The sequence below is a fragment of the Phyllobacterium ifriqiyense genome (assembly GCF_030817885.1).
In the GTDB taxonomy this organism is placed as follows: Bacteria; Pseudomonadota; Alphaproteobacteria; order Rhizobiales; family Rhizobiaceae; genus Phyllobacterium; species Phyllobacterium ifriqiyense.
This window is the reverse complement of sequence record NZ_JAUSZT010000002.1, coordinates 712,034-738,192: the sequence shown is the minus strand read 5'-3', so window position 1 is coordinate 738,192 and position 26,159 is coordinate 712,034. Positions and strand designations below refer to the sequence as shown.

Sequence of the window (26,159 nt, the reverse complement as noted above, 5' to 3'; positions counted from 1 at the left end):
TAGCTCGATTAATGCTATAGCGAACTACTAAGCTTGTGGATCATGAGTTACTCCTTCTTTCGTCAGGACTCGTTGTCAGTTGGGTGCAGGCTCCATCCGCCGAGTGACAAGATATCCCTCCCGGACAGAACCCATCAGCCAGCCTTCGGCACTAATCCAAGCTGACTTTGGCGCTTCATATCCAGGCAACCGCTACGGAGTTGTGTTTTGGGACCAGTGTCACCACATTCCGTCCTGGAATATTTAGTAGGCCGAACATTTGAACGAAGGGTAAAAACAACCGATGGCAAGACGAGCTGGCAGTGCGGATTTACCGCTGCACGGAGGACGGGTTCCCCGCTGGCTGGGCGATCGGATGACGAAGCTCGGAGCACTTATGTGCGAAGCGATCATTCACCATTACGGCCGGGATGAACTTTTACGTCGGCTTTCTCACCCATTCTGGTTTCAGTCCTTTGGTGCAGTGATGGGCATGGACTGGCACTCCTCAGGTATCACAACCAGTGTGATCGGCGCGTTGAAACGTGGCCTTACCCCAATGTCGCATGAATTGGGAATTCATGTTTGCGGCGGGCGCGGCTCTCACTCGCGAAAAACGCCTTCGGAGCTGAATGCGATTGGAGAGCGTGTAGGAATTGACGGAAGTGCTCTGGGACAGGCAAGCAGACTGGTCGCAAAAGTCGACAGTGCCGCCTTGCAGGACGGATTTGATCTTTATCTCCACGGTTTCATTGTTGCTGATGATGGAAAGTGGGTGGTTGTCCAGCAGGGAATGAATGGGAATAGTCGGCAGGCAAGACGTTATCACTGGCTGTCTGAAGGGCTGACCAGCTTTGTCGATGCTCCTCATGCCGCAATCGAAGGTCAGCAAGTCGGAAATATTATCAACCTTGCTGATCGTCGCGCATCGGACTCGCGGGTACAGCAAATCGAGGTTTTGAAGACATTGAACCCTGGCCGGATTGTCGAGGAGGTGGCAACTCTCGAGGGGACTCCTGCGGCCAAGCCGACCCTTTCAGACCAAATGCTCCTGCCGCATCTTGTCATGCCGGAGCACCATGATGTTCGGGAGGGTGACATCATCATGCGTCGCCTTTACGGCAATATCGCTGCGGCAGTCGAGGCGGCTCCGGCTGATTTCGAGAATCTGCTTCTCGTTCCCGGAGTCGGACCTCGTACGGTCAAGGCGCTTGCAATGGTTGCCGAGGTGATGCACGGCGCCCCTTGCCGTTTTTCCGATCCTGCGCGATTTTCGCTTGCCCATGGCGGTAAGGACCGCCATCCATTTCCCGTGCCCCTCAAGGTTTACGATGAAACCATCAACGTTCTGAAATCCGCTGTCAAAAATGGCAAGCTGGGTCAGCGCGAAGAACTGGATGCACTTGCGCGGCTGGACAACCAGTCCAGGCAGTTGGAACGGTATGTGACCGGACCTGATCTGAAGGAAATTGTTGCCGGGGAATTCGAGCAATCAACGCAGTGGGGCGGCCGCAGTGTTTTCGGTTGGGAGAAACCGCAAGGCTGATCGTTATTCCTGAATCCACCTATTTTGACGGTGAGAGCGTGATAAGCCCGACGGCAATGATTGCCAGCAATATCCCGGCGAGCTGAGCTGCCGGCAGTTTTTCACTGAAGTAGAATATGGCGATCGCATTAACGGCTACGAGTTGCAGGAGCGCCGATAGAGTAAATGCCGACGCCATGCCAAAGTCACGTACCAGCCGCAGCATGATCAGGTTGCCGATGGTGTATAAAATGAGCGTAAGCACCATCTTCAAAAGTGTGGGCGATATCGCCCAGTGTTTTGCTCCGATGGCAGCAAGCAAGAATACTCATGTTGACGCTGCAAGTTGCAGCACGCCCGAAATCGCCATGTTATTTTATCCTGAATGCTTCACAAGGAAACCTGATAGCACTGCTTCACAGCATGCGCTAACCGGGATTTGTACCCTCCGATTGACCCAGCGCATGAGGGAGGGTTGTTGCGCCCCGGACGTCCGCATCTTTTCAGGTGCTAAATTTCGTACCATGTTCCTACACTTTGCACACATGCCCTTTGGCACTACTCACCTTAATCGGGATCGAGCCCGACGCGGAACAGCGTCGGCGATGGTTCGAGGCGAGGGCCACTTCCCGGTCCCAAGACCGATTTTATCGGTCGCGAAAGGAAATCGAGAAGGCGTTCCGGAAGCCCGCATCGTTACGAACTATGGCAGGTCTGCCGCCTCGCCCATCGGGCGCCGATCGCGAAATGGTTTCGAAGGGCCGGCTAAGCCTTGGCGTGGATTGGCCCGAGAGCGCTTTTGGCTCACAGGCAAGGAAAGCAAGAACATCTGCATTCAAGCGGAACGTTGGATAAACAATCGCATGAGGTTCCTTTACATTTGCCAGAATCGGGGGCGGCCAGGTTCGATGCTTCGTCGATTCGACAACGCGCGCTGGAACTCACCGGGAAGAAGCGCGTTGCAACAATGTTACTTTCGACTAGGAGAACGTTATGAACAGTATAATATGGTGGGTCGGTGCTATCGTGATCATCCTTGCAATTCTCGGATTCTTTGGGTTCCGCTAGGACTGCACAAAGCAGTGTAGCACAGGATTTTCGAAGCGTGCTGGCCATCGCAGTCTGACTGTTGAACACTGCTGCGGACAAAGCGCAGCAGGTAGTCGGCACGTTCAACCAGAAACGTCGTGTTTGCTTTCATTCCCACCGTGTGAATAAGGCCGGGTGCCGGCAGTCCTCAACATCGCAGCTGAACGAAAAACGTGATTGATCCAGGACGGGTCCATGTATGGCTCTCTTTTTAGAATCTGTCGCAGTTTGCCGCGCGCGAGCCCTTTTTGGTTCAATTCGCCTTCGTAAAGCGTTATCAACATCGAAGCTCTTGGCAGATCATGCGTTGCTCCACTTGCTTGGCGGGCGCAGAAATGAGCCGGTTTACAATGGAACGTTCGTTGGCGGCGACAGTTTCCTCTTCTCACACACTGGAGGAAACAATGAAGCATCTACTCATCTTAACTGCTGCTGCAAATCTCTTACTCACTACTTCGGGATTTGCGGCGGAGATCACAAAGCCTGCTGAATTCGCCAAGATGGCGACAGTCTCGAATATGTTTGAGATTCAATCCAGCGAACTGGCTCTGAAACAATCCGGCAATGCTGCTGTCAAGAAATTCGCTGAACATATGATATCGGATCATTCCAAAGCAGGCGAAAAAATGATGCCGGCTGCCAAAGCAGACAAGGTCGAAGTTCCGACGAAATTGGATGCAGAACATCAAGCAAAGCTGGATGCACTTGAAGCCGCCGACAAATCAAGCTTCGACAAGATGTACAAAGCCGAGCAGTTGAAGGCGCACGAAACCGCCGTTTCTCTCTTCTCCGTCTACGCGGCAAACGGAGAGGCTGGTGAGCTGAAAAAATTCGCTACTCAAACCTTGCCTACGCTTACGGAACATTTGACCGACGTGAAGACAATGAACTGATATGCCTTCAGTTTTCGGCGGAGCGGAAGGCATCTTTGTGGAACGTCATTGGCCTATGGAATAATCCAGCAGTACTGTATTTCAGACCAGCAACGTCAAGTCGCCAGGGCGCTGCCGATTGAGCAGGCGGCGCTGCGGACGGCCCGACTGCAACTCATCGCGCCTGGCGTTTCTTACCGCAGTTTAACCGCAAGGAGGGCCGTAACGCGGCTGAGAAGTCTCTGGTGCCGTGTCCCGGTACACCCATCACGACAGTGTCGGGCCAGGGCAACGAGTTCGTATCAATCGAACACCCCTCGGAAAAGAAAAATAACGCGTTCAGAAGGAATTGCGAAGAAGCCGTGGAAGACGAAGATCGGTGCTTGGAGGAGCAGCGTCACTGGAACAAAGCGGTGAAACGGACGTTCGCCAACAGTCACTACCAGCAATTCCGTAAAAACATTGGGTGTTATCATGAGCAAAAAGTCTTCTCTGAACGATCCTCGCGGTCTCTATCCGACACCGCCATTTCCCGACCAGCCGCAGCCCGCGCCTGGCCTCGCACGTAAGATGAATCCCACACCGGATCACGGTGAGCAAAGCTATCGCGGATCGGGAAAGCTGACGGGACGGAAAGCGCTCATTACCGGTGGTGATTCCGGGATCGGCCGCGCTGCGGCCATCGCCTTCGCGCGCGAGGGCGCCGACGTTGCCATCGCCTATCTTCCAGATGAGGAAGCGGATGCCGAAGAGGTGATCCGGCTTGTTGAAGAAGAAGGACGCAAGGCAATCGGTCTGCCGGGCGATATCAAGGAAGAATCGTGGTGCCGAGCATTGGTCGAGAGGGCTGTTTCTGAGCTCGGTGGTCTCGACATTCTCCTCGTTAATGCTGGCCGGCAGCAATATCGAGAGAAAATTGAGGAGTTGTCGACCGACGATTTTGACAAGACGATGAAGACCAATCTCTATGCGCTGCACTGGATCGCCCAGGCTGCCGTTCCTCATATGCCGGTTGGGTCGTCGGTGATAACAACCGCTTCGATCCAGGCTTATCAGCCATCGCCGATCCTGCTCGATTACGCCACGACGAAAGCCGGCATCGTTGCCTATACCAAAGCGCTCGCCAAGCAATTGATTGAACGTGGCATTCGCGCCAACGTTGTAGCACCCGGCCCGGTCTGGACGGCGCTGCAGCCAAGTGGCGGACAACCGGATGAGAAAGTGAAGAATTTTGGCAAGGATAGTGACTTCGGTCGTCCCGGGCAGCCGGTCGAACTGGCACCAGTTTTTGTCTTGCTTGCCTCGCAGGAAGCCAGCTTTATCAATGGCGAAGTCTATGGCGTGACAGGCGGCAAGGGAGTGGCCTGACCAACAAGACCTGCTTATCGAAGTGGTTATGAGACCGGAGTCGGACGACGATCACTGACGAAGGATCTCCTAACAAGTTGGCCAGTTAGAGAAGCGGCGGCCTCGTTTGGCATCCCTGTTTCGGCCTTCGATAGCTGGCTAATGAGCGCTCTTACGCAATTTGGCAGAAATTGCCTGTCTCTGATTGGTGGATAAATGGCCGCTATCGAAGTTTTGGTCGTGAATGCGGACTGACCGCTTCCTGCACAGCTGGGTCATTCCAATCACACCGGGTGATGTCTCATACCGGGGCCTGGAAATAAGGGCTTTGGCTTGGCAATTTTAGTTTGGACGATTTACGGGTAGGTGCATGAAGCGCCTGCCTTTTCGGCGGCTATTCTCAGGCGCTTGTCTCTGGTCCATAAGGTCGCTCGCTGGTCAAGAAGGACGGATGCCAGCAAGTGAGCATCGGTGTAGGCAATGCCGATGCTGATAAGACTGTGGTGATCGATCATTGTCATAACTTCGTCGTGCGTGGCGACGACCACCGCGCGCTGAGCCGCCAGAAAAGCGATCACGCTGCCGCGATCCCTAAGGCTGCCAAGCGCCAGCTCACCGATCACGGCTGGGTGGCAAAGTAGGAGGTCGTCTTCAATAATCCTGCAAAGCTCTGCATCAACATGACGAAAATGATCAATCCAGATCGAGGTGTCAGCGAGTATCACTTGGCCGCTGCGCTCCGGCGGCGCGGAGCTGCCTCGGCATCGGGCATAGTTCCTCCCAACGCGATGAGGCGCTTTCCGGACTCTACACGGACAAGCGTTTCCAACGCCTGGCGCACTAGGGCCGCAGTTTCATTTGTACCGGTCAAGAACCTAGCTTTCTCCATGAGCGTGTCATCGAGGTTAATAGTTGATCGCATGATGTAGCTCCGTAGTTGAAGCGCGGAAAATAGCACCACTTGGTGATAAAATCTATGCCGACTGCAGCATTTCTACGCAGTGCTGGCTTAAAAAATTTCTCACCGGAGGGTCGAAGCTCGAGTGCTGTGACTATCTGCGATCACCTCGAATGAGCGGAGGTCCGGTACGCTTATTATCTGGAATTGGCGGGAGAGCCAGATAACGGATATGCACCATCTACCCGTCTTCCCGGCCATAGCGGCAGAAGCGAACGCCGTCTGACCGGTGAAAAGGTAGCATGTCTTTCTACTGGAGCTGCAACCTTAAAAATCGTCCAATCTTGCTTCATCACAGTTTTGAGATACCCTCATGAACAGAGTTTTGAAACGAGGGGAAGAGCGGATGTGCAATCACTGCGTGATAGAGGACGTGAAGAAGAACATGCTGTCGCGTCGCATGCTATTCAAGGGTGCGGCTCTGGCGGGAATGGCAATGGGCGCGGGAAACCTGGCAACACCGGTGCTTGCTCAGACAGCTGGCAAAGTTGTCGATCTCACTCATGTGTATGATTCAACGTTTCCAACATTTGATGGCAAGCCCGGAATAGAGTTTGAATGGGCCGCCGATATCGCCAAAGACGGATATCAACTCCATAAACTGACGGTTTTTGAGCACACTGGAACTCATATCGACGCGCCTTTTCACTTCAGCGCCGATGGCGCCAGCGTTGATCAGCTGGAACCACAAAAGCTGGTCGCGCCGCTGGTTGTCATCGACATCACAGATCGTGCCAAAGAGGATGCCAATTCGACCGTTGAGACGGCGGATATAGAACGCTGGATCAGCACAAATGGCGAGATTCCCGCAGGTGCTGTCGTGGCCTTGCGCTCTGGCTGGGCGACAAAGGTAAAAAGTCCCGCATTCCGTAATGACGACGCTGGGAAATTTGCCTTCCCCGGCTTCAGCAAGTCGGCAACGGATTTGCTGCTCGAGATCGACACCGTCGCAATCGGCGTCGACACGCTCTCATTGGATCCGGGCAACTCTGCCGATTTTGCGGTGCATAATTCGTGGCTTCCAGCAGGCCGCTACGGCATCGAAGGCCTGAACAACCTTGAAGCGTTGCCGGTCAAAGGAGCGACAATCGTCGTCGGCGCACCAACGCACCGAGGCGGGACAGGTGGCCCGGCTCGTATTCTGGCACTTGTTTAATCGCAACTGGTCCCGTCCCGATAGACGAGAATGCCGCCGGGGCAGGCTGGGCACGGACCTGCTGTTAGGGGGCTTCCAAGCCTCTATCCTGGCCGCGACGGCCGGCACTCTCCAAACACATGATACTGCCAACCGCAACAAGAGATGTCAGATCCGGGATGGATCGAAGTTGTCCAGGTCGTTGAGGCAGACTGGTTTGTCAAAGCCGTCGGATCGTAAATGCAGATCGCATGGTACCTGCACCCTAACGAACATCGGGCCTACACTTAGAAAAGCGGATAGGAAACTCAATCCAGATCCCGACTTCTGATCTTTCCGTTCTCCTGGACATGGACGGCACGTCGATCGATTCTCAATGGTGGATGTTATCCAGTTGCTTTGAACCGGGTGTCGTTACGGATCACAAGCCCTGGCGACTTGGTTCAGCGGGGCGTTGCAGAAGACCAATGGCTTTGCAGCCCTTGTTGGCAGAGGATGTTGATCAGCGTCAGCCCATACCGGACAACGAAAACTCGTTGCTCTAGGAGAGCGTGAGCGGCCGTACGCTTTCGAAGGACAAGCCCCCGTTTGATCGCCATGCGCGCCAGCTCGCCGTGATCGTGCTGGAAACCGCGGAGCATCTCGTGATCAATTCCTTGCACAACAGAAGCGCGTTCAGATAGAATTCGATCGAATGGAGTGCCAAAAGGTGTTGCGGAGCATGAATGGCGAAGGCTGGAAAGCGGAGAGGCGGTGGAAAGTAATCGCGATGTAATCTTGTAATTTTGGAACCATCCTCCGGTTCGCTTGTTCGTTGCCTAACGAGCGAGCTACCCATGAATGATGATCAACGCAAAAAGCAATCACATTCCGATTATTTGAAGGAAAATGCCCAGACGCGGGATCTGCGTTTGGCAGCCAAATCGGCTAACCCTCCTATCGACACAAACGGGCGATTTGCAGAATTGTTGCGAAGGCTTGAAGAGGCGGAAGAAGAGCAGAGCTGATCATTTCCTTTGATACTCTGCCCGGGCGAGCTCGATCAGCTCCAATTCACGGTTGACGACACGCAATGCAATCTCTTCCGCGTCACGCAGTCCTTGTTCCCACAGGGTGAGGACCATCCGAGCGGCACGGCCTGAATGCTCTCCGTTTTTTGGATCTCTGGAAAGAGCTTGGCACGCCATTCGCAATGCCAATTCCATACAACTCCAATCTTCAGCACTGTATTGCGCATCGTCGCGACGTATGAAGCGTTCCACAGCAAAGTCCCCCAACTCCAGCCCGCAATACTTGGAAGATTTTATCAGCCTCAGATCGCTTTTTTGCAATCGGCACTATGACACACCCTCGAGGAATGGATCCTTTTGTGCGCGGGAACTGATTCACTTGCCGCACCGGGTCGTTTCGCAGGAATGAGTGCCATGAGTCACGCATCCCTGGATGTGACTACGAAGATGACAAACAGGGCAAGCCGGGAGGCGATGGGGGACGTTTCCTGATATGGTTTTGTCAAAGGAAATGTATGAAATCCACCAAGAGGCCATCCAGGCCGGGTGGAATCGCCTGAGGTGCAGAGGGCAATTGATGCGCTTGTACCATCCTGGTCGAGGCGGCCCGCCACTACCAGTTCCGTCGACCCCGGCAGCCACGTTCAGACAAAAGCTTCAGTGGCATTTGGCTTAGAGGTCATCATCGACCTGCTTCACACTGTGGCGACACTCTTGGGCAGCACGGTCAGCTTCTCATCGAGGTGGCCTCGTGCATCTGGAGGTTGCGCTCGTCATAGTCGAACAGGCGTACGCCAACGAGTCAGGCACCTCGAAACGATACTGATTTCAGAACCGGGCGTACCTTTTTCGATGCTGGACAATGTCGTCCGGCTGATACCGGCGGTCGGCCAGTTCGTGTGCGGTCAGGGCCGCGCTCAGCACGGCCGACGCGGATCAGTTTGCCGAGCAGGGCGAGCGTTTGGTGCGACTTTGACGGAGCCCTGTTAAAATCGCTTTATTCGTTCGAGTGGACACGAAGCCTTTTCGCGTCCAGAATTTTGCACATCATGCCACCGTGTTTGGGGCGAAGTCGACTTTTGTTATGCCTGCAGCCCCGGCGCATTGACTGCCTCAATGCCCTGTTCAAATATAGCTGGGTCTATGATCTTCCCGGCGAAGATCAGGTCAGTGCCATCACCGGCGAAAATTATGGCCCCGCCAGCGCAGTCACATCATCTCGACCGACTTCACATATGATCTTTTTCCTGGCTGTCTGTTATGTGCCAAACACGGTTTCCATTATGGCGAAGTCAGGGAAAGGGTGCTGGACGGGGATCGCGGCTCGTTCTCCGGATGGGAAACCTCTTCCAAGCAAAACAATAACCACAAGTCAGCCCTCCGTCATCGGGCGGCGGCCCATTCTCCGCGTTCCTGGGATCCAAACTACCCTGTTATCGACCTTGCCGCCTGTTCCAGACTCGCCGGCGCGATCACGCGGTGAAACGGCGCTATTACCGCCAAGTAGGTCCGTCCCAGCCAGTTATGACAATGCACCACGGTCACCACGACGAGCTCCCGGTCGCCCGCCGCACCTGCTGCGCGCAACAGGATCGCGAGCCGGAAGTCGAGATGCCGGTCATCCGCACCCATCACCAGCTCCTCCGCACTTTTCGATAGCAGTGGAAAGAAGCCGATCACCGGGCCTTGCGCCGCCGCGGCAACACCGACCGCACGAGACGTTTTGACGCCGACTGTCGCCATCACCACATCGCGTACCCGCGTCAACGCGCGAATCCACCACGCCTGCCGCTCGAACCCAGCACGAGCCAGCACTTCGATATTGTCGTCAGCCTGTATAGGTAACTGAATCGCGTAAGCATCAATAAGGTCTGCGCCCACATAAAACGGCGCCAATACACTATCGGACGGCATACGCACCGCACGGGCTTTGATTCTATGCCCGGGTTTCCGCAAGGTATCATCAGCCGCGAGCGATGAAGGAAAACCAGCTGCCTGATCCACCGCGTCTTTCCGTGTGGTCATTTTGGCCGGGCCGATGCGAGGTATCATTTCGGATATCCTTCTGCTATTATTTTCTTAGCAAATGAGTACATGGGTCGCTATGAAAAGTATAGCATGAAATTTCCTCAGCCTGGACAACCCGTGCGCGGCTCGAAAACCGGTCATCCAACTATGGCATTGCTCGACCTACTGGGGCGGCGCATGAGTTTGCGCGTGTTATGGGAGCTTGCTCATGCAGAACAAGCCCTAACGTTTCGGGAGCTTCAGGCTGTCGCCGAAACGAATCCCAGCCTCCTAAATACACGCCTCAAGGAATTGCGAGCCGCTGCCATCGTAGTCCATCATACTGGCGGGTATGATTTGACAGAAGATGGGAAAGCGTTGGTCCGCCTTATCATGCCGCTCGACGAGTGGGCCATCGCCTGGGGTGCCAGACTTGGGGCCACGTGCAGTAAAGAATGAACTGCAATGCCGTCCAAACGCGGGACCAGCGCCCTAAAGATCAGCCGGGTCGGAAAACAAAATATCTTCGAGCTTTCCCTCGCCTGGCTGCATCTTGAAATGAACACGGCATGGGTCATCGATGGCACCTGGGCTCGGAAAGCAGATTCGCTGATCCGTTCCTGACACGTAAGGCTTGAGCCGATGACGTCAGTGCGCGCCAAGGAGCCAAGAGAATGCTTGAAACCATGCCTTAAAGGTAATACCTTTTGTAAAATAATCATTACCGAGGCAGAAATGACAACGACCGTGACGACAAAGGGCCAAGTCACCATCCCCAAGCCAGTGCGTGATTTCCTTGGAATCGTACCTGGCAGCAAAGTCGAATTTCATAGGGCGAGCGACGGAAGCGTTGTGATCACTCGCGCTGACAGACATCAACCGAAGAGTCGGTTTAACAATCTGCGCGGTCATGCCGGTGAGGGATTGAATACGGACGCGATCATGGCTCTTACACGCGGAGAATGATGACGCTTATCGATACAAACGTGCTGCTCGACCTTGTTACAGACGATCCGAATTGGGCGGATTGGTCGATTGCACAACTGGAAACCGCTTCGTTTCGCGGCCCGCTCTTAATTAATGATGTTGTCTATGCCGAGCTAGCAGTGCGTTATAAAAGAATTGAGGAACTTGACGCATTCGTGAATGCCGCGGGCCTCGACATTCAGCCAATACCCCGATCTGCCCTGTATCTGGCTGGAAAGGTATTTACACGTTATCGCAAATCTGGTGGCTCGCGAACCGGTGTTCTTCCAGACTTCTTCATCGGCGCTCAAGCCGCTGTCAGTGGATTTACTCTTTTAACCCGCGATATCGGTCGATACCGAACTTATTTTCCAACTGTGACGCTCATTACGCCAGACGCCTAAATCGCTAACCGAGACCAGGTCAGCGATTTTTTTCGATCGAGCAGGTGTTCGACGATGAGGCTGCTCGATTTGCTAGTCCCCCTAGAGTGCGCCCGGGCGTCGCTTCACGTTGAGCGGCAATGTCAAGCAAGATGAGGTACGGTTAGCGTCAACAATGCCAGTGATCAAAGACATCAGCCGATCGGCCGTCCATCAAACAGCCGGCGCTTGGCCATAACACCGTATCGACCATCCACCATCCCGTAATATTGAGGCAACAAGTCTTCTGACGGTCTTAGCGAGTGTGGTTCTTTCAACCTGTTTAGCCCGCGCCTCTGCGAACACAAGAGCGGGCATAGCAAGGGATCACCACACCCGCGTTTTTGACAAAATGGACGATTATGACGAGCGGGCAGCGACCTTCTGCGTGCTCAGCCGATCCAGAGTTTTGACAGCCCAATCCCAATCAGGCGCTAACTCAGTACCTCGCATTGCAGCTTCAGTGGCTTTGACTCTATCGCCATTGACCTCGTGCAATTGCGACCGCAGCATATAAATTTCTGCTCTTTGCCGGGCATGGAAAAGCGTTTCAAGCAATCGGTCCGTAGCAACCAGACCCTGCTCAGGATTGGTTTTGGTGTGAACGCGCAAATTGGCGAGCTTGAGCAAGGGCCAAGTCCATTCAGGTTTGGCATCCGACGCGCGTACAAAAGCTTCGGCAGCTTCTTCGATATTATCAAGTGCCTCATGACACCGGCCAAGCAATTGCCAGGCATCTGCAGAATCAGGGCGCCTGGACAGATAATCTCTCATGATCTCGACAGATTCAGCATGCTTTTGCTGCCGAAACAGCACTTGGGCAAGCTGGTAGTTCCACCAGTCAACATTGCTATCCAATTCAATTGCTTTTCGAAGCTGCTCTTCGGCTTTTTCAGGCTGCTCAAGCCGCATCAACGTAAGAGCCAGCTGATGCCGAGCACGGGCATTCCATGGTTCGGCGGCAACGGCACGTTCGGCATAGACTTTGGCATCATCCAACCGCTCACCCAAGCGGGACAATTCCGCCGAAATCAGATGATGAGCTTCCGGATTGTCCGGATGGTGCTTCTTCAGCTGCTCGATCAGTGCAGCGCTGACCGATTTGCCGCTATGAGTTGAAATCAATGCCTCATAGATCGGCCGCACTGGGAAGACTTCCAGCGGCACCTGCAAGGTTTGCTTGGTGGCCTCCGCAAGATCATCCCGTGACAGGAGTTTCATTTTCGAGCGGACGACGGATGCATAGCTGAAATGTGGCGTATCGACCGGAGGATCGATCAGAAAACGCTCGACAAATTCAGACAGTACAACATCGGGCTTGTAGGCCTCAATCAGTTCCCGGTCGAACGATTTGCCATAAATATAGACCAGCGTACTGAAACTCTCCTTCAGAAATGGCAGGAGATTGCCACCAAAGGAATCCCCAAACATGACGCAACGCGGCAATGTCGTGTCCTTATTGGTGAAAACGCGGATACGGCCACGATTTGGAATCCGGTTGTCAAAAGACAGCTTCCCGGCCGCGTTATCTATTCTGGCAGACAGAGTAGGCGCCGACACTGCCGGCTCGAACTTTATGCCGAGATCGCCAACATAGGGAACTTCTTCGAAGGAAATGCGCGATGGTTCGATCTGCAGGGGTTCAATGCCGTTTTGCGACAGTCCCCGACAGAACTCTTGATAGCCGATATAGGCCCCAAAACCGCTCCAATGCGTGTCTGTTTTGGGATAGGTAAGTCCTTTGGACTTGCCTGCACGTATTGCTTCAAGCGGATAGACTATCTTTGATGCACGGCGCGGTCCAAGCGCCGTCATGATCTGGTGCAGCGGTCTGGTATCGGCAATCTCCACCCAGTCCGGTAATTGCTCGGAGTAGACGAGCTCCTTGTTTGGCGCGACGAAAACCAAATGTTGTGCGCCAAGCGATGAAACATAGGCGTCACGCTCAAGGATCAATTTACGCCAAGCTTCGATGCCTTTGTGGTCAAGAATATGCCGCCCGGTGATCTGGTCGATAACGCGATTGGAATCGTGATCGAGAAATATCCAGCCATCCTTGCCCAACAGATATTTCTTGCTTTTGTCGGCGCGCGACGTTGAGGTAAAATCATCGGTCATGAACATCTCCTGACTTGCAATTCCTGCCATTCGGTATTTTGAAAGACACGAATATTCCTAATCGAGGTCGCAGCCCCATCGACATCGCCATCGTCTTTCCCTGCGAAAGATGCCACTGCATTGCTGAACAGTAACTGCGCTGGCGTATGCGCAAAATCATTGACGGCTTCGAAGATTTTCTTTTCATCGAAATAGAATTTGAAGCTGTCTTCGCTCCACAGCATGCCATAACGGTGAAACTCGTTTGCAAGCTTGAGCCGCGGGCGGTAACTCTTTGAGAGCACCTTTTTCACTGGCAGCCATTGGCGAGCTGTCACATGCACGAGATTGGGGAATTTGGCTTCAACTACATCGAGTTCGAAACGTTTATCCCCCTCGCTATCCGGCACTGAGGTCAGCCAGAATGCATTATTGACGCCCGCTTCATTGGCAATTTTCATCTCGCATTCAAAATAGCCATAGCGCTGACGAAAATCTTTGGTCCGCACATAGCCACCAACGAAGGGTCGATTGCCGCCCCGGTTGTCGCGATTTCGTCCCAGATTGAGCGAAAGCCCGGCACCGGAGATTGTGACATTTTCCGGCCGCCGGACAGATTTTGTTTCGCCGCCACTGTCGGTAACCTTAATCCACCGCTGATCAAAACCCGCATTGTCGGTAAAATCATCGGTGAATGATAATTGCCAATCCCCGGAGGCGCGCTGCAGAGCAGACGGCAGAGTGGGGCAAAGCGCACGGGCAAGAGCGGGTCGTGCAAGCAAACCAGCCGATGCAACACCAAACCCTGCAAGGGTCAGAAAGGAGCGTCGGCTGAGTTGTGCACGGCCTTCATTCATTCAGCAGCCACCTTTGCTGCCGGTGTTTCCTTAAGACTGCGCAAGCTGGTTTCAAGATTCCATGCACGGTTGCGAAGCACTTCAACCTCACCGGTCATGAAATCGATTTCGCTGCGGAACCATGAAACCGCTTCATGAATGTTATGCGGCACCTGTACCAGATTAGGTACAGACTGGGGCTTGTCAGCTGGCGCTGCCACTGGCTTCGGCAGTACGTGGTTGAGCTTGTTCTCCGTCAGGAAGCGATGATACTCGGCAAAGTTCTGGCGGTAGATATGTTGAACTTTGGTGAAATCAGCCTTTTCAAGCAGTTTCTCGAGGTTGATCGGAAGGTAATCCTCGATCTCTATTGAAGGAATAGCAAAGAGTGAGGACAATTCGCGGATGCGTGAGTCATAGGTAAAGAAGATTGCCGGTATGCCCTGATGCAGGGCAATAACATTGCCGTGCAGACGGAAGCCGACCATGACATCGACATTGGCAGCCGCGTCTGCTGCCCACTCGTCGATATCGAAGAACGCGCTCATGCGGTTGTTGAGCATTTCCTCAGCTTCAGGATGGCCCAGCAAACCGAATTTGGTCAGGATGGCCTTGACGTTATCCTGCTTTTCTTTGCCCGAAGAGAAGATCGCCAGCGTCTCTTCCCGCTCACCCTGTGAATAGAGCTTGCTGGATGGGCGTTTGGCAACGGCATCAATCAAAGCCCGCTGCATGCGATTGGTCTTCGTCGCATTACTTGCATAATCAGCAGACAGATATTTGTTCAGGGTCAGGCCAATACGTGCCTTCTCCGGATCAATCGACTTGATCGCAATTGAAGGACGCAACGAACGGTAAAAACTGGGGCAGCCAATAACGCGCACGTTCTTGATACCAAGATCGTTGAATATCTCGGCACTGTAGAAGCCGCGAACGCCGATTGTTTCGCACTTGTCAGCGATGATCTTCCAGGCTTCAACCGTGCCCTTTGGAACATTGAGCTTCTTGTATTTGCCAGCCTGCGCACCAACGCCGATAGCAACGACCGGACCTTTGAGCTTCTTCAGCAAAGGTACAACGTGACCAAGATCAACGGTCTCGGTCAAATAGTTCGATCCACGCACAACAGTGGCTTCATAGCTGTCATCCTGAGGCCATAGCTTTTCATTTCCCGCATGGGAAAACTGCACGTTCCTGATTTCATCATAGGCTAGCGCCTTGAGCGTAGCGTCATAGACGAGAACGTCGCCTGTGTTGATGCCGCCCTTGTTGAAGGCCGCAAGCGGATCTTCAAACTTTAGATAGGCTGCCTTGTTGCCGGGCTTGACCGCAGCACCACCATTCAGAACGAAAAGTTTCTTCATCGCTAGTTCCTCAAATTATTCATATTGGCTGACCCGGCAGCAGCGATTTGCAACGGCCTGATTTCGGTAATTTCATTACGATCTTCTTGATCTTCGTCGATTGCTTCCGCGTCCACGCGGTGAATCCGACTGGTCGAGATTGGTACAACGGTCTGCTCCAGAACTTTCGGAGCCTGTTCAACGCTCTGCGGTAACCGGTCGGGGAACCATGCCTTCAACTGCTTGACCAGCGGTGAAACACTTTCCTCCCAGGCGAGGGCGCCGCCGCGAATGGCTGCCGCTTCCGAAAGACGCTGCAAGGCATCACGGTCGGCCGCCAAGGCGGAAATAGCTTCTGTGAGTTCGCGGATAATTACTGTGTCATCTTCAGACCGGATAAGCAGCCCATCCACAGCGTGATCGATAAGTTCATCAACAGCACCGACGGCTGTCGCAATCGGCACGCAGCCAAGCCGCTGGGCTTCAATAATTGTCAGTGGAGCGCCCTCCCAGCGCGATGGCAATACAACAACGTCCGCCCATGCGAAGGCCTTGTTGAGATGACGGCTTGAATACACCGGTGGCTCAACCTGCACGCCAATTTCGGCAAACCGGTCCTTCCACGATCCGCCCGCACCGGCATCCATCACGTCGCTGCCAATAATCTTCCAGTCAACGGGCTCTCCGCGTTCACGCAAATGCCGAACTGATGCAAATAGGCGCTCAATTCCTTTTTGTGCATCTAACCGGCCAAGAAACAGGACGTTGAGCTTGTCCCTTTGGGACTTTACCCGCCGTGCCGACAGTATGGTGTCTCGCTCTTTGGCGGCCAATGCATAGCTTGCTGCATTTTGTATATGCGTGAGCTTTGCTATTGGCACACCCATGCCATGCAACCATTCGACCATATCGTTCGAGCAGGTAAGAATCGCGTCATAGACATGCTCAAATGCCAGTGTGAGATAAGGATGACCGGCATCACGTCCCATTCTGGATTTATCCAGCACATGGACATAGTTCAGAACCTTGACACCGCGGCGGCGCAGATCGCCCAGCAAGGCGTTTACGGGTGCCACCTGATTGTTGATGACGACATCAAGACCGGCAAGAAAACCCATGATCTGCTCGGCCTTGGCAGCTTCGTCATGCCCCATCATCAGGTCATGGCCCGCAAATTTGTTTGGCCCACCCCACAGTGGATAATCGTCGGACAAAAAGTTGACCGATTTGAACACGCCGTCATTTTCCGGGACGCGATTGTAGATCGCTTTTCCAAACAGGAAGAGATGTACTTCACATCCGGCATTCTTCAAAGCGTTGGCAACCGCATAGGCTACCTTTTCCACGCCGCCAAAACTGGCGATTGGCAATAGGAAACCGACGCGCAGCGGGTTCGAAGCCTGCGGCAATCGTGGCATGACTGGCCTTGCGCCCACCGCATGGCGCAACAGCTCGAAATAGCGGCTCCGGTTGGGAAAATAAACGGATCGCCAAAGCCAACGATTCCTGGTCTTTGAGCGATATCCTGAGTCACGCAATGCTCCAAGCGTGGCTAAAAGTGCATTTGTTGACGATAAAGCCGTGCTTTGCATTTCGCGTGCTGTAAATGGTCCACTCACAACAATTTCCACGACATTGGGCGATGGAACAGCCTTGTGCAGCGAGCGTATCCAATCATCGGAGGTGTCATCTGCACAGGTGGAGAAAATATCGAATGTGCACATCCAGCCGAAGGGCTTGTCGGCAAGAGGCTCACCATCATTAATGGTGCGGATATCTATTCCCATCCTGGCATTATTCCGTTCGAAGCGTATCGCCACGAAATGATGCTTCTCAGCGATGCGTTCACTCAACCATAGCAGATTATGAATGAGGCCAAGGCGGGTTAGAGCTTCGCGATGGGCGGCGGTCATCCAAAGCATGAACGGCGGAACTCCGAATGTTTCCGGTTCCGTCTTTGCTGCCCAAAAGCGGGTTACAAAATCTTCGAGGCTGCATTTGGCATGGTCCACCGTCGGGTCGGTAAACATATCGACTGCATAAGCCCCCATGCCGATTGCAGCATATCGGGGTGCCTCCTGATGCTCCCAGGTCAACAATGTTTCCGTGGCGAAGAGTTTCTTATGCTTCTGGCGGATATAGGTGAGAATGCCCTCTCGGGTGCGATTGGAATCGCGAAGCATGCTCTCGGCACGCTGGCGATATTCAAACCCGAAAAACGGATAGTTGGCACCAAGAAATCCGCGCCCGATTGCCTGTAGCCAGAAATCCCAGTCTTCAAACCCGGATGTCATGCTTTCATCAAAGCGAATGCCTGCATCAAGCATGCGCCTTGAGACCAGACTTCCAGCCTCGCAAATATTATCGAAGGTCAAATGCAACAGGCGTGAATATTGGGTCGTATAGTTCCCATTCCATTCAATCCCGAACTTGTCGATGTTGGGGTATACCCAATCAACCTTGTCATCGGCCTGCATGAAAGCCAGAATGTCGCGAAGGGCAGTGCTCGTAATCCGATTGTCAGCGTCAAGAAAGTAAACAGCCTCGATGCCATCGAAATTGCGTAGCGCAAATTCAATCCCGTAATTGCGCGCTGAACTTAATCCGCCGTTTGCCTTGCGCAGATAAAAGACATTTGAATGCGCCATGGCATAGGTTCGCCCGATTTCGCCAGTCTCGGGAAAGGGGCAGCCATCATCGATAACCAGTACAGCAATCTCAAACGGTGCCTGTTGTGCCAGCGCCGATTCAATGGCTTCTGCCAACAATACCGAATGTTTATAAGCGGGAATGATGACGGCGACCTTAGGCGAAAAACGTGGTTCCGGCTCTTCACCCGAAGGCAACTGATCCACGACTTGCTCCCGTAAACGGTTTATCTGGTCCAGCATGAAACTACCCGTTGACCATAAGACTGACATTGCGGAATTTGGCCCACGCGAAACTGTTGTCACCCGGTGTCGTCATCCGCGTTGCGAAATAGATATTCTGCCAAACACCAATCTGATCATTGATGAAAGCGCTGATCCGATTATTTTCTCCCGGCGCAATACTCACCCATCCAGAGAACCCTTCTCCCGGGTCCACCGTCCGTTGTTCGGCAAATAGCGGCCGCGCATTCTCGAGGCTCGCGGCTACGACAATCGCAAATTCGACATCCTGCGACTCTTCGTTGTCGACGACGACATCCGAAGAAATCCTCAATATTTTAGGAGGGCACGCGGCGGGAATCTGGCCGATTGTCATGCCTGTTGACGGAGGGTGACAACCCACCGCTTTCTCTTCCGGCAAAGGAAGGATGGCGGCAAACTCGAAAGAGATTTCATCGGTGTTTGCCAATGTGGCAAGATCAAGGATACCAGACGCAAGCGGCATCTCCCTGAATCCGCCTTCGCGAACCTTTTCCGACTGAGCCGGCAAATAATTGGCCCAACTGGGCAGAACAACACCCGGCATTCCGCACCAGACCTGGATAGCCAAACTGTTCTTTAGCAGCGGCACATCATTGGCGGCATCGCGCACCTGAAACATCTCCAGCGGCTGAAGCCCGCCGAGCGACAAGAGGGGCAGTTCATCATCAGCGCCGTCCAACTGCACCCGCAAGTTCAGCGTGCGCCGCAATCCCGCAAGAGTTCTGGAAAGACCAAGGTAATTCCAACCATGCTTGAGCTTGCCCAGCGGAATGACCCAGCTCTCGACGATAGCCATGTCTTCCATAGTCACGAGTTGCGCATTCAACGTAGCGTCATCGCGATGTGACAGGCGATCGAAATGTATGGCAATGGCACTAACGCCCGCGCTTGCGACGGGAAGCACCTGTGATACGCCATCAAAGGAAGCATCTGCCAATACGTTTGAACGAGATGAGCTGGTTACAGGCTCGTTGGAGAAAGCAAGTTCGAAGGGTTGCATCCCCTTGCGATCAATAAAGCTTTCGACAGTGGCAAAACGATTTTGAAGGTTATCGTTCAAAGTCCTTAACGCCAACAGCTCCCGGTTTGATTTGACCATTCGCCGTGCATCAGAAACCAGCATTCCCGACAGTTTCCTGATAAGGACACCGGCCGTCTCCATTTCCTTGCCCGTTCGCCACTCAAGGATCACCGGTTCCTCAATAATACCTCGGCCCTTTAGCCAATCGAGCAATCGCTTCTCGCGCCCTCTGTGTGCTGGATTTAAAAGAACAGCCAGGATGCACAAAGGCGCCTCAAAGGCTTCTGTTTTGCCCCCAGTTGCATCGGAGAAAATGGCGGCCTCATCCTTGACGCCTTCGAATCCGAGTATCTTTACCGCATTGGAAAGCTCATTCGGCAAATCATCATGTTCGATGCCCAAGCGTAATAGGATCGGTTCTTTTAACAGATCAATGTTTTTCGAAGATTTCGTAGCCGGCGAAAGCTTGTACGAAGTCTGAACCGTCATATTCTGGACCCTTGATCGATTGATGTGTTGGAATTTGAATTCCTATACATATAAAATGGCAACTTCATGAAGATTGTCACATATTTCTATTGCAGTGCAACAATAAAATTATTTCAACTGTTTGGCATTATTCTAAAACCAAACTGGTATTATTATGGACACAACTTGACTATATTATAATAGGACTTTACTTCAATATTTGAAGTATTATTTTCCGGATAATAGCTTGCCGAACCCGGCGATCGACTGCCGGGTTCGACCTTCAGGTTGATATGCTTAGACGGCCAGGCGCTCCTGCTCTACAAGCCGCATTGCCTGCAGCTGACGTTCCCAGGCAAGCGCATCACCTACAATTGTATCAAGATCTGCACGCTTTGGCACAAAACCGAAGTCGTTACGGACACGGTCATTTGCGGCCACCAATATTGCCGGATCCCCTGCACGGCGGGGAGCCATTTTTACGGCGAAATCCACCCCGGATACACGCTTAACAGCATCAATAATTTCCAGAACCGAGTAGCCGTATCCATAACCACAATTTGCTGTTGTGCTCGCACCGCCTGCCTCAAGATAATTGAGGGCGCACAGGTGAGCTTCCGCCAGATCGCTGACATGGATGTAATCGCGGATACAGGTTCCATCGGCGGTCGGATAATCCGTGCCATAGACTTCGATATGGGACCGGTCACCGGTGGCGGCCTGGCTGGCGATCTTGATTAGATGGGTTGCACGAGGAAATGATTGGCCAGAACGCAGCTTCGGATCAGCGCCAGCCACATTAAAATAGCGCAATGCAACAAACCGGAAATCCTTATGAGCGGCAGCGGCATCACGTAACATCCATTCGGTCATAAGCTTGGATGTTCCATAGGGAGAAATCGGCTGGTGCGGCATATCCTCGGTGATCGGTGTCCGCTCGGGTTCGCCGTAAACGGCGGCGGTCGACGAAAAAATGAAATGCCGGATGCCTTCCGCGATGGCGGTTTCCATCAATGCTCGCGACTGTACCGTATTGTTACGGTAATAAGATAGCGGGTCACTAACGGAATCGGGCACGACAATGGAGCCGGCAAAATGCAAGATTGCCGTGATGCTGTGCCTGCGGATCGTGTCAGCAACCAGGGCCTGATCACCGACATCGCCCCGAATAAAGGCAACGCCTTCTGGTACCAGCCACTCGAACCCACAACTAAGGTCGTCGAGGACAACAACATCCCTTCCCGCATCTTTCAGGGCAAGAACCATGTGACTGCCTATATAGCCTGCGCCACCTGTAACAAGAACGGTCATTGATAACTCCTGGGAGGTTACTTCTAGCTTTGTTGAAGATTCTGGCTTTTGCCGATTAGTGAATTTTGTCTAAGCTACACGCCGGACGGAATCCGGCAGGTTCTCTTTTGTGTCCACCATCTTGTGGTCGACATGGTTTTCATCAAGAAATCTGCGCATTTCGCCATATGTTCGATACCAGGCGTCATTGTATTTATCGAACAATGACTGATCCCAATAATCTTCAAGGCGAAACCTATCTCCGCTGAAGACATCGAAGCGGGGTATCTGGTAGGTTTCAGCGAACTCAACTGTGCGGCTGTCATAGGTAAAATAGATTGATGGCACCCCATTGGCCAAAGCCATAAGATTGCCGTGCAGCCGGTAGCCCAATACGAGATCTTTTGTCTGCACCAATTTTCTCATAGTCGGCCACAACGTCCGAATAGAACAGCCGCTCGCGGTAAAGCTTTTCGATTGTGTCGTCGAGATACCAGTCGGAAGCCCATCGATTGGCCTTCAGGGCCGCAATTGCATCTTCCTTCTGTTCATCAGTTCCAAATACAAGCTTCTTTTCTTCAATCTCGCCCTGCGCCATCAGCGTAACGTCGAATTTGCTTGCGGTATCTTTGATCAAATCGCGATGAAATGTCAGATATCGCTCAATATTACGGGCATAGGCTGGCGAGACCTCCCGGCGCACGGTCAGGCCAACATGGCGAACATCTTCAAGCAGGGGCAAAGTAACCTTCAACGTGGGATCATTGCGCCGAAATGCAGTGGGACAGCCAACGATCCGAACGTTGTCAATGCCGATATCTTTGAGCACCTGCGCAGAATAGGCCCCTCGCACGCCAATGGATGCCGTTGAATCTGCCATGATCTTCAGGAGCGTCTTGAGATCTTCAGGCAGTTGTATCTGTCCTTCAACAGGAGCCTGTGCTCCAATGCCCCAGGCGATTACAGGCAGTCCAAGGCGCTTCAAAACCGCAATCGCATGTGGCCAGCCCATATGCTGATGAATGTAGTTCGATCCACGCAGAATCACGTAGTCATATTCTTCTTTCAGCCGATCGATTTGATCAAAATTTGGCTCACCGAGCGGCAATTCCCGCAGCTTTTCGAAGTTCATCAGCTTGAGTGATGAGTCAAAGACAAAGGCATCGCCGATATTGTGATAATGGTCGATATATTTTTGAATATCACTGTGCTGGTACCAGCGAACATTATCGTGGTCGTAAACTTCGCCTGATGGGCTCATTACGAGTACACGTGCCATAGGGTATTCCTTTTTGTAACTTTGAAAGCAATCAGCTTGCTTGTGAAAGAACGACTTCGTTCGCTGCCATTGTCTTGGTTGAACCTTGATGAACGGATCGGAGCAATTTTGCATAAAGGGCAACGTGCTCTTCCGCACAATCGACATAGTTAGTCGGCTGTCGAATTGAGTGATGCAGGTGATCCCAAATGAGCGGGTCGCTCAAAACCTCGGTGAATCGGTCAGCAAGATCTTCGGCACTCCGCACGCGGAAATGTAATCCATCTTGCCCATCCCGGACCTTTTCAGCCATCCCGCCAATATTTGAGCAGATAATAGGCCGACGATGATGCAAGGCTTCCTGGATAACGATCGGAGAATTCTCCCACCAGATGGAGGGCATCAACACCCAATCGACTGACTGCATCAGCCGAGGCATCTCGTTATTCTGGTAAGCTCCGTGAAATCGCACACGAGATCCTGCATCTGCAATGAGCTTTTCCATGCGCGTTCGAAATTCTGCGGGCTGCTTTTCAAGATTTCCGCCAAATATCATCAGCCTTGTATCTTCGCCCCAGACTTCCTCTGGCACTCGCGAGACCGCATCGATAAGCACATCAATGCCTTTAAATGGTGTGATCTGGCCGAAATAAGCGAAGCGGTTCCGGCGTGGCTTCGGTCCGGAGAGTTCCCGCGGCGGCGTAACGCTATCGATCGACACGCCATTTTCGATGACGTGCAATTTGTTCGGATCCAGGCCCCATTCTGCATATTTTTCGGCCAGAAAACCGCTCGGCGAAACGAAGGCATCTGCCAGTTCGAGCATCCCACGCACAAACTTCTCACGCTTCAAAAATCGAGCGGGCGGAACATCAGGAAAGCAGGCATGACAGTCGATGGGGGACGCTTCATGACAAAGTTTTGACGTACCGACTTTAACCATTTGCCCGTCATTGTTGCAGATAGAAAGGTACTCGTGAAAGGTCATCAATATTATCGCCTTGGGAAGCGCCTCGCGAATAGCATAAAGAGTTTCCAAACCAAGGCCCAATACATGGTGGAAATGCACCACATGCGGATTGAGATCGCCGACAAAACGTAGAAGATCACGATGAATTTCGTCTGTATTATTGTTCGACAGATAAAAATGATCGTACTCGTCCGAATGAAACAGAATTTCATCGCTGGAGCGTCGCAAGCTCATAAGTGCCGTCGTTCCGTGACGGGGTATCGGGTGTCCCGCGCGGGCGAGATATACGGATTGAACCCGGGGCAGGGCATTCAGGCCCTTGTGCAGATTATACGATGCAATTTCACCACCACCCAGCGAAATGCTCGGATGCGCGTGAGAAATTACTAGAACGCGGAGTTGTTCGGTCATACCGGCGTCTCCATTTTCACGGTGTTTTCTTTCCCGAAACTCCTGGCCCATCGGGCATCAAAAATCTGTCTGTCGATCCGCTCTATCAGTGCAACCGTGGAAGCCTTTTCGGAAACTATAATATCGTCAGAGCCGAGCATTTGTGCCGATGGCAGCCAGTAGGATTTAAGACCTGACTGCTTCAACTTGAGTCCGAGATCCAGGCCTTTCTCATGCGTTCCCATATAGCCGCGTGTAAAGCCGTCAACTGAAAAAAGCGCCTCTCGAGGCATGATGCAACATTCAAATGTCGCCGTTGCCACTTCCGTCGTGGCCATGCCGGTTACCGCATCAATGGGATAGCCTGCGTAACGGCTGATCAAGGCGCGATCCGAATGCGCACCAGCCACCCATGTTCCGGCCCAGCGTATGGAATCATCTTCATATGCGAGGGTGGGGGAGAGGACGCAATTCTTGCGCATCTCATAAGCCGTCAGCAATTTATTGAACCAGCCCTTGTTCCGGGGGAGCAATGAGGCGGCAAGAAACACAACTGTTTCACAGGACACTGCCCGCGCACCAACTTCAAGTGCATCATAGAGATCCTCCGAGCCGCTTGCCGAAACCAGCCGGACACTTAGCTTGTAGAACTGCGCCAGTCTGCGCACCCGCACACCAATACGGTCTATAACGTCAGTTGCCCCGGCAATCACGACAGGCAAACCCCGGGTTTCGGGATCAAGCGCAAGCAAAGCTATAAGCGGTCCAACTTCTTCAACTCTCTCATCGATACCAATGATTAGCGCCGGACCCTCAATATCATCAAATGCTCCGACATCCGCGACACCGAAGATTTCCGGTGCAGGACGGCTCACATTGCGCAAAAGTGGTACAAGCTGGTGGTCGACTACGTGGCGAAGTGCCCATGCATTTGGGTCAATCGCACGGATCTGTCTGACAACAGCTTCTCGTGATGTGACCCGGATCGGTGTCAAAGGCAGAAAGGCGCGCCGCTGATCGCTGAGGCAAAGCTCGAGATAAAACGGGGCGGTGCTGTCTCCTGACAGTTCCGGCGCAAAGGCAACAAATCCGTGAGCATGCCGATTTGGATCAAGACCAGCATTGAAAGGTGCCCGATTGTCGAATTCGGCGGTGACATCTGGCCTGTCGATACGGGTCCAGTTGCCATCAAGCTGGCACTCGCCGCGATGACGACGCAATTTTACGCTTTCGACATGACCGTCGGGATCAAGCAACCAGCCAGAAACCAGGAGGCCACTGCCGTCGACACGCAGGACATTATCAATGCCAGCGCGCACCGGAAGCGGCAAACCGGAAACGGTCTCAGTTCCGTCAAAGCGGTTGGCAGCCGAACGCATTCGAAGCAATATTTCTGTAGAACCTCTAACGCGCGGCAAAATTGCACGCACATGACTTGGCGTTTCCCGCGAACCGACAATCAGACGGCGATCATAGACTTCGGTGAAACGCCATCCGCGCCGTCCGCGAAAGAGCAGGCGTTCGATATCACTTGCTTCGACAGTTTCATTGGCAAGCAACAGTCCGGCAAAGCCCGAAGCTTGGTCGTTCAGATCCGGGCGGGCAAACACCGATATCACACATTCTGCCAGAGACGAAGCGCGTCCGCTGATGAAAAGCCGCGTCACTGATGGCGTGAGGTCTTGAGCCCAGCCTTGTACAAAGATTTCACCCTCATCACTGCCACCGATAAGCTCGACACATCCATCCGACCGCGCGCCCGCCTGTAGCAAGACGGTAATCGCCGCGAGCTTCTTTCGGCCTATGGGGCCGGAGATCAGGGCCTCCACAAGCCCGTCAATGACGGACGGGAGATTTGCCCCTGCCAGATCTGCGATCATGGCAATCAGATCGCCAACCGATGCGCCTCTATTGGCGAAAGTATAGCGCGTTACCTTTGCCTTATGCTGGAACATGATGGTTTTGAGCGAAGCCCGACGCAGTATGCCTGTAGGAAGAACTGCTACAAAACCATGGGTTCCTGCTGGCGAGGCATTTTTCAATGGCCAGCACACCAAGGTCGCCTTGAGGCTTAGGGCAGGGTCGCCATTGAGGAACACCGCCACGTGCTCCAGGTTGAAATTCCCTATGCCCATAACGAGCACCAGCGTATCGTCAACAGGGCAACCAACAACCATTTCGCCTTCCATGACAATGGAATGGTTTCCCGCTGGTTTGGCAGCGTTGGTTATCGGTAATATGTTCCTGTCATCGCGCAAGTGCAT

General features: G+C 53.1%; 22 protein-coding genes and 2 pseudogenes. 8 read left to right on the top strand and 16 right to left on the bottom strand.

Features of this window, described 5'->3' with window-relative positions:
• Nucleotides 1–283 precede the first annotated feature (283 nt).
• Complete coding sequence (locus QFZ34_RS05080; protein ID WP_307277745.1) at nucleotides 284–1,525, top strand: DUF763 domain-containing protein; 1,242 nt, start codon at nucleotides 284–286, stop codon at nucleotides 1,523–1,525.
• 19 nt (nucleotides 1,526–1,544) lie between these two features.
• Here the strand turns inward: QFZ34_RS05080 and QFZ34_RS05075 are convergent, their stop codons facing one another.
• Nucleotides 1,545–1,826: a hypothetical protein gene (locus QFZ34_RS05075; protein ID WP_307277743.1), complete on the bottom strand. Its 282-nt coding sequence runs from the start codon at nucleotides 1,824–1,826 to the stop codon at nucleotides 1,545–1,547.
• 1,117 nt (nucleotides 1,827–2,943) lie between these two features.
• Here QFZ34_RS05075 and QFZ34_RS05070 point away from each other — a divergent pair.
• Nucleotides 2,944–3,486 carry a DUF4142 domain-containing protein gene (locus tag QFZ34_RS05070; RefSeq protein ID WP_307277741.1) on the top strand — a complete coding sequence of 181 codons (543 nt, stop codon included), beginning with the start codon at nucleotides 2,944–2,946 and terminating at the stop codon, nucleotides 3,484–3,486.
• Between the two features lie 281 nt (nucleotides 3,487–3,767).
• Here QFZ34_RS05070 and QFZ34_RS05065 read toward each other — a convergent pair whose 3' ends face one another.
• Nucleotides 3,768–3,941, bottom strand: a complete 174-nt coding sequence (locus tag QFZ34_RS05065) for a hypothetical protein (RefSeq protein WP_307277739.1) — start codon at nucleotides 3,939–3,941, stop codon at nucleotides 3,768–3,770.
• On the opposite strand from QFZ34_RS05065, the gene QFZ34_RS05060 reads away from it, so the two are divergent.
• Nucleotides 3,940–4,833 carry an SDR family oxidoreductase gene (locus QFZ34_RS05060; RefSeq protein ID WP_307277736.1) on the top strand — a complete coding sequence of 298 codons (894 nt, stop codon included), beginning with the start codon at nucleotides 3,940–3,942 and terminating at the stop codon, nucleotides 4,831–4,833. The two genes, QFZ34_RS05065 and QFZ34_RS05060, sit on opposite strands and share 2 nt — an antisense overlap.
• Before the next feature lie 335 nt (nucleotides 4,834–5,168).
• Here QFZ34_RS05060 and QFZ34_RS05055 read toward each other — a convergent pair whose 3' ends face one another.
• Nucleotides 5,169–5,537 carry a type II toxin-antitoxin system VapC family toxin gene (locus tag QFZ34_RS05055; RefSeq protein WP_307277733.1) on the bottom strand — a complete coding sequence of 123 codons (369 nt, stop codon included), beginning with the start codon at nucleotides 5,535–5,537 and terminating at the stop codon, nucleotides 5,169–5,171.
• Nucleotides 5,534–5,734, bottom strand: coding sequence for a type II toxin-antitoxin system VapB family antitoxin (locus QFZ34_RS05050; RefSeq protein ID WP_106667672.1), 201 nt, complete (start codon nucleotides 5,732–5,734; stop codon nucleotides 5,534–5,536). Before QFZ34_RS05050 ends, QFZ34_RS05055 begins: the two co-directional genes overlap by 4 nt.
• A 382-nt stretch (nucleotides 5,735–6,116) precedes the next feature.
• Here QFZ34_RS05050 and QFZ34_RS05045 point away from each other — a divergent pair, with 382 nt between their 5' ends.
• Nucleotides 6,117–6,926 (top strand): cyclase family protein, encoded by an 810-nt coding sequence (locus tag QFZ34_RS05045; protein WP_307278959.1) that lies wholly within the window; start codon nucleotides 6,117–6,119, stop codon nucleotides 6,924–6,926.
• An 815-nt stretch (nucleotides 6,927–7,741) separates the two neighbouring features.
• Nucleotides 7,742–7,912 carry a hypothetical protein gene (locus QFZ34_RS05040; RefSeq protein WP_307277722.1) on the top strand — a complete coding sequence of 57 codons (171 nt, stop codon included), beginning with the start codon at nucleotides 7,742–7,744 and terminating at the stop codon, nucleotides 7,910–7,912.
• On the opposite strand, the gene QFZ34_RS05035 is transcribed toward QFZ34_RS05040, so the two are convergent.
• The 3 genes and pseudogenes from QFZ34_RS05035 to QFZ34_RS05025 all read right to left on the bottom strand — a co-directional run bounded on the left by QFZ34_RS05035 (nucleotide 7,913) and on the right by QFZ34_RS05025 (nucleotide 9,967).
• Nucleotides 7,913–8,167: a hypothetical protein gene (locus QFZ34_RS05035; protein WP_307277719.1), complete on the bottom strand. Its 255-nt coding sequence runs from the start codon at nucleotides 8,165–8,167 to the stop codon at nucleotides 7,913–7,915.
• A gap of 420 nt (nucleotides 8,168–8,587) precedes the next feature.
• Nucleotides 8,588–8,867: pseudogene (locus tag QFZ34_RS05030) on the bottom strand (helix-turn-helix transcriptional regulator).
• 473 nt (nucleotides 8,868–9,340) lie between these two features.
• Nucleotides 9,341–9,967: a DUF2867 domain-containing protein gene (locus tag QFZ34_RS05025; protein WP_307277713.1), complete on the bottom strand. Its 627-nt coding sequence runs from the start codon at nucleotides 9,965–9,967 to the stop codon at nucleotides 9,341–9,343.
• A 66-nt stretch (nucleotides 9,968–10,033) separates the two neighbouring features.
• Here QFZ34_RS05025 and QFZ34_RS05020 point away from each other — a divergent pair, with 66 nt between their 5' ends.
• From QFZ34_RS05020 to QFZ34_RS05010, 3 genes are all read left to right on the top strand, one after another.
• Nucleotides 10,034–10,381: a winged helix-turn-helix transcriptional regulator gene (locus QFZ34_RS05020; RefSeq protein WP_307277709.1), complete on the top strand. Its 348-nt coding sequence runs from the start codon at nucleotides 10,034–10,036 to the stop codon at nucleotides 10,379–10,381.
• A gap of 276 nt (nucleotides 10,382–10,657) precedes the next feature.
• A complete protein-coding gene (locus tag QFZ34_RS05015) occupies nucleotides 10,658–10,888 on the top strand; it encodes an AbrB/MazE/SpoVT family DNA-binding domain-containing protein (RefSeq protein ID WP_307277706.1) in 231 nt (76 codons plus the stop codon).
• Entirely contained in the window at nucleotides 10,888–11,292 is a 405-nt protein-coding gene (locus QFZ34_RS05010) for a type II toxin-antitoxin system VapC family toxin (protein ID WP_307278956.1), read from the top strand. Before QFZ34_RS05015 ends, QFZ34_RS05010 begins: the two co-directional genes overlap by 1 nt.
• 378 nt (nucleotides 11,293–11,670) lie before the next feature.
• Here the strand turns inward: QFZ34_RS05010 and QFZ34_RS05005 are convergent, their stop codons facing one another.
• From QFZ34_RS05005 to QFZ34_RS04965, 9 genes and pseudogenes are all read right to left on the bottom strand, one after another.
• Nucleotides 11,671–13,428 (bottom strand): tetratricopeptide repeat protein, encoded by a 1,758-nt coding sequence (locus tag QFZ34_RS05005; protein WP_307277704.1) that lies wholly within the window; start codon nucleotides 13,426–13,428, stop codon nucleotides 11,671–11,673.
• The gene (locus QFZ34_RS05000) at nucleotides 13,425–14,264 is read right to left on the bottom strand and encodes a glycoside hydrolase family 16 protein (RefSeq protein WP_307277701.1); all 840 of its coding nucleotides are present in this window, start codon (nucleotides 14,262–14,264) and stop codon (nucleotides 13,425–13,427) included. Before QFZ34_RS05000 ends, QFZ34_RS05005 begins: the two co-directional genes overlap by 4 nt.
• Entirely contained in the window at nucleotides 14,261–15,607 is a 1,347-nt protein-coding gene (locus tag QFZ34_RS04995) for a polysaccharide pyruvyl transferase family protein (protein WP_115054035.1), read from the bottom strand. Before QFZ34_RS04995 ends, QFZ34_RS05000 begins: the two co-directional genes overlap by 4 nt.
• A gap of 2 nt (nucleotides 15,608–15,609) precedes the next feature.
• Nucleotides 15,610–18,441 carry a glycosyltransferase gene (locus QFZ34_RS04990; protein ID WP_307277699.1) on the bottom strand — a complete coding sequence of 944 codons (2,832 nt, stop codon included), beginning with the start codon at nucleotides 18,439–18,441 and terminating at the stop codon, nucleotides 15,610–15,612.
• 40 nt (nucleotides 18,442–18,481) lie between these two features.
• A complete protein-coding gene (locus tag QFZ34_RS04985) occupies nucleotides 18,482–20,008 on the bottom strand; it encodes a DUF6212 domain-containing protein (RefSeq protein WP_307277697.1) in 1,527 nt (508 codons plus the stop codon).
• A 276-nt stretch (nucleotides 20,009–20,284) separates the two neighbouring features.
• The gene (gene galE / locus QFZ34_RS04980) at nucleotides 20,285–21,298 is read right to left on the bottom strand and encodes a UDP-glucose 4-epimerase GalE (protein WP_307277694.1); all 1,014 of its coding nucleotides are present in this window, start codon (nucleotides 21,296–21,298) and stop codon (nucleotides 20,285–20,287) included.
• Nucleotides 21,299–21,367: 69 nt separating this feature from the next.
• A pseudogene (locus QFZ34_RS04975) lies at nucleotides 21,368–22,556 on the bottom strand (polysaccharide pyruvyl transferase family protein).
• Between the two features lie 31 nt (nucleotides 22,557–22,587).
• Nucleotides 22,588–23,916: a glycosyltransferase family 4 protein gene (locus tag QFZ34_RS04970; protein WP_307277691.1), complete on the bottom strand. Its 1,329-nt coding sequence runs from the start codon at nucleotides 23,914–23,916 to the stop codon at nucleotides 22,588–22,590.
• Nucleotides 23,913–26,159: a hypothetical protein gene (locus QFZ34_RS04965; protein ID WP_307277688.1), complete on the bottom strand. Its 2,247-nt coding sequence runs from the start codon at nucleotides 26,157–26,159 to the stop codon at nucleotides 23,913–23,915. Before QFZ34_RS04965 ends, QFZ34_RS04970 begins: the two co-directional genes overlap by 4 nt.

Coding starts and splice junctions, on each gene's coding strand:
- QFZ34_RS05080 (WP_307277745.1), top strand. CDS start 284: ATGGCAAGACGAGCTGGCAGTGCGGATTTACCGCTGCACGGAGGACGG.
- QFZ34_RS05070 (WP_307277741.1), top strand. CDS start 2,944: ATGGAACGTTCGTTGGCGGCGACAGTTTCCTCTTCTCACACACTGGAG.
- QFZ34_RS05060 (WP_307277736.1), top strand. CDS start 3,940: ATGAGCAAAAAGTCTTCTCTGAACGATCCTCGCGGTCTCTATCCGACA.
- QFZ34_RS05065 (WP_307277739.1), bottom strand. CDS start 3,941: ATGATAACACCCAATGTTTTTACGGAATTGCTGGTAGTGACTGTTGGC.
- QFZ34_RS05050 (WP_106667672.1), bottom strand. CDS start 5,734: ATGCGATCAACTATTAACCTCGATGACACGCTCATGGAGAAAGCTAGG.
- QFZ34_RS05045 (WP_307278959.1), top strand. CDS start 6,117: ATGTGCAATCACTGCGTGATAGAGGACGTGAAGAAGAACATGCTGTCG.
- QFZ34_RS05040 (WP_307277722.1), top strand. CDS start 7,742: ATGAATGATGATCAACGCAAAAAGCAATCACATTCCGATTATTTGAAG.
- QFZ34_RS05025 (WP_307277713.1), bottom strand. CDS start 9,967: ATGATACCTCGCATCGGCCCGGCCAAAATGACCACACGGAAAGACGCG.
- QFZ34_RS05020 (WP_307277709.1), top strand. CDS start 10,034: ATGAAATTTCCTCAGCCTGGACAACCCGTGCGCGGCTCGAAAACCGGT.
- QFZ34_RS05015 (WP_307277706.1), top strand. CDS start 10,658: ATGACAACGACCGTGACGACAAAGGGCCAAGTCACCATCCCCAAGCCA.
- QFZ34_RS05010 (WP_307278956.1), top strand. CDS start 10,888: ATGACGCTTATCGATACAAACGTGCTGCTCGACCTTGTTACAGACGAT.
- QFZ34_RS05005 (WP_307277704.1), bottom strand. CDS start 13,428: ATGACCGATGATTTTACCTCAACGTCGCGCGCCGACAAAAGCAAGAAA.
- QFZ34_RS05000 (WP_307277701.1), bottom strand. CDS start 14,264: ATGAATGAAGGCCGTGCACAACTCAGCCGACGCTCCTTTCTGACCCTT.
- QFZ34_RS04995 (WP_115054035.1), bottom strand. CDS start 15,607: ATGAAGAAACTTTTCGTTCTGAATGGTGGTGCTGCGGTCAAGCCCGGC.
- QFZ34_RS04985 (WP_307277697.1), bottom strand. CDS start 20,008: ATGACGGTTCAGACTTCGTACAAGCTTTCGCCGGCTACGAAATCTTCG.
- galE (WP_307277694.1), bottom strand. CDS start 21,298: ATGACCGTTCTTGTTACAGGTGGCGCAGGCTATATAGGCAGTCACATG.
- QFZ34_RS04970 (WP_307277691.1), bottom strand. CDS start 23,916: ATGACCGAACAACTCCGCGTTCTAGTAATTTCTCACGCGCATCCGAGC.
- QFZ34_RS04965 (WP_307277688.1), bottom strand. CDS start 26,159: ATGCACTTGCGCGATGACAGGAACATATTACCGATAACCAACGCTGCC.